Source organism: Microvirga sp. P4_G7, from assembly GCF_056401005.1.
Window position 1 is genome coordinate 1 of sequence record NZ_JBFUKD010000063.1, and the last position, 9,867, is coordinate 9,867.

9 protein-coding genes are annotated in these 9,867 nt (G+C 60.6%); all 9 read left to right on the plus strand.

The features are described from left to right. The first annotated feature begins 111 nt into the window (after positions 1 to 111). Positions 112 to 966 carry a MurR/RpiR family transcriptional regulator gene (locus AC1DT3_RS05320; protein WP_477464204.1) on the plus strand — a complete coding sequence of 285 codons (855 nt, stop codon included), beginning with the start codon at positions 112 to 114 and terminating at the stop codon, positions 964 to 966. A gap of 79 nt (positions 967 to 1,045) precedes the next feature. After that, entirely contained in the window at positions 1,046 to 2,665 is a 1,620-nt protein-coding gene (locus AC1DT3_RS05325) for an ABC transporter substrate-binding protein (protein ID WP_477464205.1), read from the plus strand. A gap of 1 nt (position 2,666) precedes the next feature. After that, entirely contained in the window at positions 2,667 to 3,518 is an 852-nt protein-coding gene (locus AC1DT3_RS05330; protein WP_477464206.1) for an ATP-binding cassette domain-containing protein, read from the plus strand. Beyond that, a complete protein-coding gene (locus AC1DT3_RS05335) occupies positions 3,515 to 4,519 on the plus strand; it encodes an ABC transporter ATP-binding protein (RefSeq protein ID WP_477464207.1) in 1,005 nt (334 codons plus the stop codon). Before AC1DT3_RS05330 ends, AC1DT3_RS05335 begins: the two co-directional genes overlap by 4 nt. Then, positions 4,516 to 5,244, plus strand: coding sequence for a glycerophosphodiester phosphodiesterase (locus tag AC1DT3_RS05340; RefSeq protein ID WP_477464208.1), 729 nt, complete (start codon positions 4,516 to 4,518; stop codon positions 5,242 to 5,244). Before AC1DT3_RS05335 ends, AC1DT3_RS05340 begins: the two co-directional genes overlap by 4 nt. A gap of 3 nt (positions 5,245 to 5,247) precedes the next feature. After that, entirely contained in the window at positions 5,248 to 6,183 is a 936-nt protein-coding gene (locus AC1DT3_RS05345; RefSeq protein ID WP_477464209.1) for an ABC transporter permease, read from the plus strand. Then, complete coding sequence (locus tag AC1DT3_RS05350; protein WP_477464210.1) at positions 6,180 to 7,073, plus strand: ABC transporter permease; 894 nt, start codon at positions 6,180 to 6,182, stop codon at positions 7,071 to 7,073. The genes AC1DT3_RS05345 and AC1DT3_RS05350 overlap by 4 nt, the downstream gene beginning before the upstream one ends. A 312-nt stretch (positions 7,074 to 7,385) precedes the next feature. Continuing rightward, on the plus strand, positions 7,386 to 8,342 hold the full coding sequence (locus AC1DT3_RS05355; RefSeq protein ID WP_477464211.1) for an ATP-grasp domain-containing protein: 957 nt from the start codon (positions 7,386 to 7,388) through the stop codon (positions 8,340 to 8,342). Positions 8,343 to 8,548: 206 nt separating this feature from the next. Continuing rightward, positions 8,549 to 9,867, plus strand: a 1,319-nt coding sequence (locus AC1DT3_RS05360) for an ABC transporter substrate-binding protein (RefSeq protein WP_477464212.1), incomplete at its 3' end; no start/stop codon positions are given.

Sequence of the window (9,867 nt, forward strand, 5' to 3'; positions counted from 1 at the left end):
CCTCTGAATCTCGTTCGGCAAGAAAACTTGCATTTTTCAGTTTCTGCAATATCTCTTGCAATAGTCCCGCCCGGTCGTCTAGTCTCTTTTGTGCTGAATGTGAGCGACCGCATGAGCCTGAGCGAGCTGATCGAACGACATCAAGAGGAGCTGACGGCATCCGACCGTCGGCTTGTCGCGGTGTTGCTTGAGGCTCGCGCCGCCGGCAGCTTCTTGCCGGCGCGGGAAATCGCGCAGCGGGCCGGCGTCCATGAGGCGACCGCGGGCCGCCTAGCGCGCAAGCTCGGTTTCGAATCCTACCGCGACCTCCGGGAAGAACTTCAGGACGCGGTGCTGTCCGATCTCGATTCCTCCGCGCGCATGCGAAAGCGGCTCGACCGCGTCGCGGGCCATTCGGTCCTTCAATCGGTCGTGGATGGTGAGGTCCAGGCGCTAAACGCCCTTCCCCACCAGATTTCGCAAGAAGATTTCGACGCCGCAATCGAGCGACTAAACGCGGCCGGTCGCATCGTCATCGGTGGAGAGAGCCACGCCAGCAGCCTCGCCGACCTCTTTGCGCGCAGGCTCGTTCGATCGGGCTACCGCGCTACGTCCATCGCCCATTTCGACTGGGAGGCAGCGGACGAGCTCCTCGGATTGCAGCGCGGGGACGTAGTCGTGGTGATCGCATTTCGCCATGTGAGCGAGGGCTTGAAGAACGTCCTCAGATACGCGCGGTCGGTTTCCGCGCCGACCATTTTCATCACGGACCTGCGCCCGTCCCCGCTCGATGTCGACATATGTCTGTCGGCCCTTCGCGGTCAGACTGGCGAAACCCAATCGATGACCGTGCCCATGGCAATCTGCAATGCTTTGATTTTGGGGCTGTCGAGGATCGACGACGGGCGCTCCTTGGAGACCCTCGCCGAACTTGGCGACCTGCGCCGCGAACTTGGAGTCCATAGCCGGCATTCGGGACGAAAATAACCGACGCCTGGCCAGCGAGAACACCGTCACAAGAGAGAAACAAACTCCGAATAGACGGACAGCAACACGGGAGAGAAATGTGTCAAATCACCATCGTACATCGCAACGGATGCGCAGCCTTCTCGGCGCATCGGCTCTAGGACTCGCCACGATCGGCATCGCGACGACGGCCGGCGCCGCCGACCGCCCTAACGTCACCATCGCCGTCAACGAACTCGCACGCAGTCTCGATCCGGTCGCCCAGACCGGAAACGTCGACGTGCGCATCTATTATTCGATCTTCGACACGCTGATCCGACGCGACTTCGCCCATCCGACGGCAGATGGCGGCGCCAATCTCGTGCCGGGCCTTGCAGAGAGCTGGAGCTGGACGTCTCCCAAGACATTCGACGTCAAGCTCAGGAAGGGCGCGACCTGCCACGACGGCAAGCCGTTCAACGCCGACGACGTTCTGGCGACCTTCTCCCCGGAGCGTCTTTGGGGGCCCAATTCCTATTACCCGGAAGGGCGCGTCTATTTCAGCACCCTGGAGAATGTCGAGAAGCTCGACGATCATACTGTTCGATTTACCACCTCCGAGCACGACGCGGTGATGCAGCACCGGCTGTCGAGCTACACGTCGTTTGTCGTCTGCGACGAGGCGTGGAATGCGTTCAAGAAGCCGGGCGTCGACCACAAGGTCTGGATGGACGAGGCGGCAAAGGCGCTCCGTTGGAATCCGATCGGAACCGGCCCTTACAAGTTTTCTGATTATCAAAAGAACGACAGAATCAAGCTCGTATCGTTTGATCAGTATTTCGAAGGGCAGCCCGCCGCGGCCTCCCTCACATTCAAATCGGTCCCGGAAGTCGCTGCGCGTGTCGCGGGTCTCGTCGCCGGCGACTTCGATATCTCCGTCGAAATCCCGCCGGACCAGTGGGACAGCATCGCCAAGTACAAGGATCTGACCCTTCAGACCGTACCGCTCGAGAACAGCCATATTCTGTCGTTCAACGTCAACGATCCGGTTCTCTCCGACAAGAAGCTTCGCCACGCACTCAGCCTGGCGATCGACCGCAAGGCGCTGATCGACGCCCTTTGGAAGGGCAAGACCTACACGCCGAATGGCCACCAGCTTCCGAGCTTCGGCTCCATGTACATCAAGGACCGGGCCGGTTACGCCCATGACATGGCCCGGGCAAAGAAACTGCTGGCTGAAAGCAACTACAAGGGCCAAGAAATCAGCTACCGGCTGATCCCGAATTACTACCTCTACAATGTCGAGGCGGCGCAGATCATCCAGGAGATGTGGCGCGAACTGGGCGTGAACATTCGCATCGATTTCGTGGAAAGCTTCAAGGAAGTTCGCAAACCCGGTGTGCAGATCTTCCCCTGGTCCAACACCTACCGGATTCCAGATCCGACCGGCGCTTTGCTGGTCCTCTGGGGAGCTGACACCGAGACGCAGACGAGCCACAAACTCTACAAGTCCAGCGACGAGTTCAATGCGCTTAGCAAGGTGCTCTACGTGTCGGCGGACGAGGCCGAGCGACGCAAGACTTTCTCGAAAATGCTCGACTTGTTCGAGGACGATATGCCGATGACGATGCTCTACAACCCAGTGACCGCCTACGTCACGAAGAAGAACATCCATTGGGAACCGTACTCGCAATATTACATGGACTTCCGCCCGTCGAACTTCTCGATCGATCGGAAGTAGCATGGTGGCCGCACCGGTGGGGGACTTCGGTCCCCCCATTCTGAGCGTCGATAACCTGCGGGTCGGATTCCGGACGGCAGCGGGATTCGCCGACATCGTGCACGACGTCAGTTTTTCGATCGGCCGGCAGAAGACACTTTGCATCGTCGGTGAAAGTGGAAGCGGCAAGAGCGTCACCTGTCAGGCGATTCTCGGCCTGCTTGCGCGGAATGGTGCCCAGACGGGTGGACGCATCCTATTCGACGGTCGCGACTTGGGTTCGATGTCCGAAGCCGAACTGAGCGCAATCCGGGGACGCGGTATCGGGATGGTCTTTCAGGACCCCCTCGGATCCCTCAATCCGGTCCACACGGTCGGCAGCCTGYTCGATGAAGCCTTGATGCTTCACACCACCTTGAGGAGACAAGAAAGACACTCCAGAGCGGTCGAGCTTCTCGGCCTTGTCGGAATTCCTGATCCCGAGCAGCGTCTGAAGGCCTATGTGCATCAGTTCTCCGGTGGGATGGCGCAACGGGTGATGATCGCGATCGCGCTTGCATGCCGCCCCAAACTTCTCATTGCCGACGAGCCGACAACCGCTCTCGACGTGACCATTCAGGCGCAGATCCTCGAACTTCTGAATCGCCTCAAAGCCGAACTCGGAATGTCGATCCTCTTCATCACCCATGACCTCGGTGTCGTCGCTGAAATGGCGGACGATGTTGTCGTCATGCGCCATGGACGCATCATGGAATCCGGACCGATCGAACAGGTCTTCGACACACCGACGTCGGAGTACACAAAGAGTCTCCTTGACGCCGTCGCACGGCTCGACACGCCGGCGCCCGTCTATCGTTGGCGGACGGCATCATGATTCCGCAATCGAGCTCCCCTCTCCTGCGCGTGTCCGGCCTCAGACGGTATTACGGGGGGCAATCCTCCTGGTTCAAAGCGGGGCGAACGATCAAGGCCGTCGAAGACGTATCCTTCACCGTGCGCCCGGGCGAGACGTTCGGCGTCGTGGGCGAAAGCGGTTGCGGCAAGACCACGACGGGCCGGATGATTGTCGGCCTCGACCGTCCCACGGCCGGGTCGATCACCTTTGCCGGCGAAGAGTTGACGGCGTTGACGCCGGCGCAGTGGCGGGTCAAGCGCCGAGAGATCCAGATGATCTTTCAGAACCCGCTCTCGGCGCTCGATCCCCGGATGACGATTCGGCGCCAGATCCGCGAGCCGCTGGATCTGCACGACATCGGCGCTCCCGCCGACCGCGATGGTCTCGTCGAGGACCTCTTGAAGGCCGTATCGCTGCAATCGTCCTTGGCCGATCGTTATCCGCACCAGATCAGCGGCGGTCAGGCGCAGCGCGCGGTCATCGCTCGCGTACTCGCCTTGAAGCCGAGCCTCATCGTTTGCGACGAGCCCGTTTCGGCCCTCGACATTTCCGTCCAGGCGCGCGTGACAGCGCTTCTGCAAGAGCTTCAGGATAAACTCGGTATCGCGTACATCTTCATCTCGCACGACCTACGCGTCGTGAAGAAGCTGTCCCACCGCGTCGCCGTCATGTACCTCGGTCAGATCGTCGAGGAGGGTGACACCGACGACGTCTATCAGCGGCCGCTGCATCCCTATACGATGGCGCTGATCTCTGCGATTCCCGATCTGGCGCCCCGCCATGAAAGCGGCCGCATGCGCCTCAACGGTGATCCGCCAAGCCCTGCTTCGCCGCCCAGCGGTTGTCATTTTCATACCCGATGCCCGATGGCGCGCGACCGATGCACGGTCGAGATCCCGGCGCTCCGAGAAATCGAAGGCGGACATGTCGCGCGCTGCCATTTCGCCGAAGAATTCAGAACAGGTCGGTCGCAAGAATGAAGGTCATCGCTCATCGCGGATATTCCGCGCGCCACGCCGAGAATACTCTATCGGCCTACCTTGCCGCCATTGCCGCCGGTGCGGACATGATTGAAAGCGATGCGCGCCTGTCGTCCGACGGCGTCGTGTTCGCGCTGCATGACGCCGATCTCGCGCGCATTGCTAAAAATCCCATCACCGTTGCCGCCACTGGATCGGAACGGCTGAGAGCGGTCCGGCTGGAAGGCGGTGAAAGACTGGCGACGCTGTCGAGTGTCTTGTCCGAGTGCGGGCGGCTCTGTCCCGTGCTGGTGGATGTCAAGAGAAGCGACGCCGCGATCATCCGCGCGATTCTCGACACCATCAAACGGATCGGTCATCGGCATGAAGTGTGGATCGGAGTGCGCGACATCGAGCAATGCAAACTCCTGTCAACGGCGGCTCCCTCGATCCCCGTGCTCGCATTTCTGCAGAACTACGAGGACGCGCCAGCCTTTGAACGCGCCGGAGCGCAAGCGCATCGTGTCTGGGAGGGTGATTTGGGCGCCCCGACAGTTCCAACACTGTTCGGACGTCGTCCGATCTGGGTGACATCAGGCGGTCGCAACACCGGTCGAGAAGTCGGCGATACGGATGCTGCTGGGCTCGCGGCCATTGTCGCCTCGGGCGCGTCTGCGGTACTGTTGAACGATCCGAGTCTGGCGACGGCGTTTCCGCGTGAAGCCCGAGCCCGGGCGAGGATGTAAGCGATGCAAGGGTCCTACTTCGCCAAGAAGGTCGCTCGGGCATTCGTGACGATCTGGCTCGTCGTCACCTTCACATTCATCGCCCTCCACTTGTCGGGGGATCCTATCGAGGCCTTGGTCGGCGATCAGGCGCCACCCGCGGTCATCGCGCATTATCGCGAGAAATTCGGCCTCGATCGCCCGTTGTGGGAGCAGTACGTTTCTTACCTCTCGAGCATTGCCGTCGGAGATTTCGGCCTCTCGATGTCCGATCAAAAGCCGGCGATCAACCTGATCGCCGAAGCGCTTCCGAACACGCTGCGTCTCGGCCTGACGTCGTTCCTCGGCGGTCTGTTCGGGGGCGTGATCCTCGGCATCCTGGCAGCCCTCAACCGCAATCGACCAATCGATCGCTTCGTCATGAGCTTCGCGGTGTTCGGCTTCAGCATGCCGAACTTTTTTCTCGGCATTCTGCTGATGCTCCTCTTCGCTCTGCAATGGCGCATTCTTCCGAGCGCGGGCGCCGACACCCCATGGCATCTCATTCTGCCGGCGGTGACGCTCGGCACCCATTTTGCGGGAACCTTTGCGCGCTTCACGCGATCGGCGATGCTCGAGGTGATGAACAAGCAATACATGATCGCCGCGCGCGCGAAGGGCGCTCCCGCTTCGCGGCGAGTGTTCTGGCACGCGCTTCCCAACGCGGCGATCCCGATCCTCACCATCGTCGGGCTGAAACTCGGGGATCTCGTGGCGGGATCCATCGTCGTCGAAAGCGTCTTCGCGTGGCCCGGGATCGGGCGATTGCTGGTCGGCGCTGTAACCTCCCGCGATTTTGCGCTCGTGCAGGCCATCCTGATCATGGTTTCGATCACGATGATGATCGCGAACCTCGCCGTCGACGTCATCTATACGGTGGTCGACCCACGAATGCGCGCATCGGGGGATTCCAGGCGATGAAGATATCGATTGCCTCCTCCCTTCGCCGTCGGCGCGCGGCGCTGGGACCGGTCAAGGCCGAAACCCGTTATCCGGCCCTCGTCGTCGTTGCCCTCGTCCTGATCGGCCTGATCTTTTCGATCGCCTTGTTGGCGGATCTTCTCGCGCCTTACGATTATCGTGCTCAATCGCTGCGACTGCGTCTCGCGCCGCCAGTCTTCCTGGGCGGAGATTGGCGTCACATCCTCGGCACCGACGAGCTCGGCCGGGATATTCTCAGCCGTCTCCTTTACGCCACCCGTTTCAGCATCGTGATCGCCCTCGCGGGGACGTTGATGGGCGCCACACTCGGCACCGTGCTGGGCTTCGTCGCCGCCCATTACCGCGGTGTGGTCGAGGAGGCGATCATGATGCTCGCCGACGTGCAGGCCTCGCTGCCCTTCATGCTGATCGCGCTCGCGTTGATCGCCGCGTTCGGTGGCAGCGTGTTCTTGTTTACCGCGATCATGGGCATCTACGGTTGGGAGGTCTTTGCCCGCCTCACCCGGGGTGTCGTGCTGTCCGCCAATGGCCAGGGCTACGCCACCGCGATGACTGCCCTCGGCGCTCCGCCGCGTTACATCTATCTGCGCCATATCCTGCCCAACATCTTCAGCGTGCTGATCGTTCAGTTCACGCTGAATTTTCCGCAAGTGATCCTGCTGGAAACGTCCCTCAGCYTTCTCGGATTGGGAATCCGACCACCGCTGACGAGCCTTGGGCAGATGCTCGGATCGGGCCGCGCCTATATCACGACGGCATGGTGGATCGCGATCCTTCCAGGTACCATGATCTTCGTGACGACGATGTCGATCTCGCTCATTGGCGACTGGCTTCGGGACCGCCTCGATCCGACCCTTCGCGATCAGTGACGAGCGATCCTCTTCGCGATCGCAAGCGGGCTGCCAACGGCGCCTCACCGCTCAGAGCATGTTTTGCTACCGCCGATGCTTATGGGAGAAAAACCATCTCTTCCTGAACGTTCTTTAAAAAGAACATTCTATCTTGAAATGCTCAACATATTGGGTTCTTTTAAGCGAACAAGACGCGTGAGATGCGCTGTCTTGTCCGCTGTTGTCGGTCAGATTCAAGCGCCTGGGAAAGGTCGCTTTTGCCGGCGCGGGAGTGTCGATAACGCGGGTACTCCCCCTTTCATGAATGCCAACGTCGAGGCCCGATCCATCATGTCTAAAGTCTTCGTCATTCACGAGAACGGCGTTTGGGTCGAGCCGCTGCGTACGGCGTTTCAGGAACTCAAGACGCCCTTCGAAGAGTGGTTTCTCGACCAGGGTGTTCTCGACCTGCGCGCGCCGCCGCCGGAAGGCGTGTTTTACAATCGCATGAGCGCATCGTCCCACACCCGCGACCATCGCTATGCGGCCGAATATACCGGCGCCGTACTTGCTTGGCTGGAGCGATACGGGCGAACAATCGTCAACGATTCGCGCGCACTTCGGCTCGAAGTCAGCAAGGTCGCGCAGTACGAGGCGCTGGCGCCGTTCGCGATCCGCACGCCGGACACGTTGGCCGTCGTCGGAAAACACAATATTGCAGAGGCTGCAAAGAGTTTCGGCTTCCCTCTGATTCTCAAGCACAATCGCGGAGGAAAGGGCCTCGGCGTGCGACTGTTCCTCAGCGAAGCGGCTTTGTCAGAACATCTTCTCTCGGACGATTTCGAGGAGCCGGTCGACGGTATCACGCTGATCCAACGCTACATCCAATCGCCGGAGCCTTTCATCACACGGCTCGAATTTGTCGGCGGCCGCTTTCTCTACGCAGTTCGCGTAGATACCAGCCAGGGATTCGAACTCTGTCCAGCCGACGCGTGCAACGTCGAATCCGCGGCGATCGGCTCAGCCGCCTGCCCGGCGGTTGCGCCTTCTGAAAAGTTCCGGATCGTCGAGGGATACACGAATGCACAGATCCCCGCCTACGAGCGGTTTCTTGCGGCGAACGGGATCGGCATTGCAGGAATCGAGGTCATCGCGGATGCTCAGGGCGATATCTACACCTACGATGTGAACACCAATACCAACTACAACCCGGACGCAGAAGCGCGTGCGGGCATCCACGGCATGCGTTCCATCGCCCGCCATCTGACCGGCCTTCTTCAAAACGCACGCGTCGCGCGCGCCGCTTGAGGCTTCTAGATCAGCCTGATCCGGTTTCCGACCTCCACGTCGAAACCTGATCCGCTGGCGATCGCAACAGCGTTGCTCCGAAATTCTCTCCGCTATCCAAGGCGTGCATCCTGGCCGGATCATGTCTTATCATCCACTGCCGCCGCCTTGGCACTGGCGGCTCCCCACCGCGCGGACGTCCGAACCCTGTTCAAAGGATTGCAGCCATGAGCATACCATCTCGAAGAATGCGCCTGATCACTCTCGCATTGGCATTCTGCGCCTCGACTGCGCTACCCGCGCTGGCATCGAAAGAGCGGTTCGTGGTCGATCTCGTCAACGAACCTTCGTCACTCGATCCGCAGGTGCAATGGAATCCTGACAGCTACTACGTCTACCGCAACATTTTCGACAATCTGGTCACGCGCGACGAGAAAGGCGAGATCGTTCCTCAGGTCGCGACCTCTTGGAAGTATCTGTCCGACACGCAGATCAGCTTTCAGATTCGAGAAGATATTATCTTTCATGATGGAAAGAAGCTGACGCCCGAGGATGTGGCGTTCAGCATTCAGCGGATCACCGACCCCAAATTCGGCAGCCCCCAGCTCGGGCAATTCGACCAGATCACCAAAGCCGAAGTGACCGGTCCGAACACGGTGACGGTGACGACGAAAAGCGCGTACCCGGCGTTGCTGGCCCAATTGGTGAAATTGTCGATCGTGCCCAAGCACGTCGTCGAGGCCGTCGGCAAAGATGCTTTCAATACGCAGCCCGTCGGCAGCGGTCCGTATCAGTTCGACGGTTGGCAACGGGGCGTGCAGGTCACGCTGAAGCGGAACGATGCCTATTGGGGGCAAAAGGGACCGTTTCCCGTCGCCGTCTTTCGCGCCGTTCCGGACGCGGCGACCCGCCTCGCCAACTTGCAGGCAGGAACGAGCGATCTCGGCGTTACGCTCGATAGCGATCAAGCGACCCAATTGAAGAGCGCCGCGAATGTCCAACCGCTGACCGGTCTGACCGAGCGCGTCGCCTATCTGCGTCTCAACACCACGAAGCCGCCCTTCGACGATGTGCGCATCCGCCAGGCGGCCGCCTACGCCGTCGACAAGGACGGGATCGTCGATGGCATCCTCGGCGGCTTCGACAAGCCGGTCAATGTCATGACGGCGCCTCCGGTCTTCGGCTTTGTCGACAAGATCCAGGCGCCGACCTATTCCCTGGAGAAAGCCAAGGCGCTCGTCGCAGAGGTCGGCCCCAGCGCGAAGGCCGAGATCGAGATCGCGACTTCACCGGTTTTCGACCAGCGCGTCGTCCAGGCCATCCAGCAAATGCTGAACGAGGCCGGCCTGAACGTGAAGATCAACATGTCGGATATGGCGAGCTATCTCAAACGCGCGCAGGCGGGTCCCGAAACGACGTCGACGCTGAGCTTCGGCCGGTGGTCCTGTGCTTGTCAGGACGCGGACGGCATCCTCTTCCCGCTCCTTCACAAGAGCAGCTCCTGGTCGGCCTACCGCAGCCCGGAAACCGACAAGCTGCTGGAAGA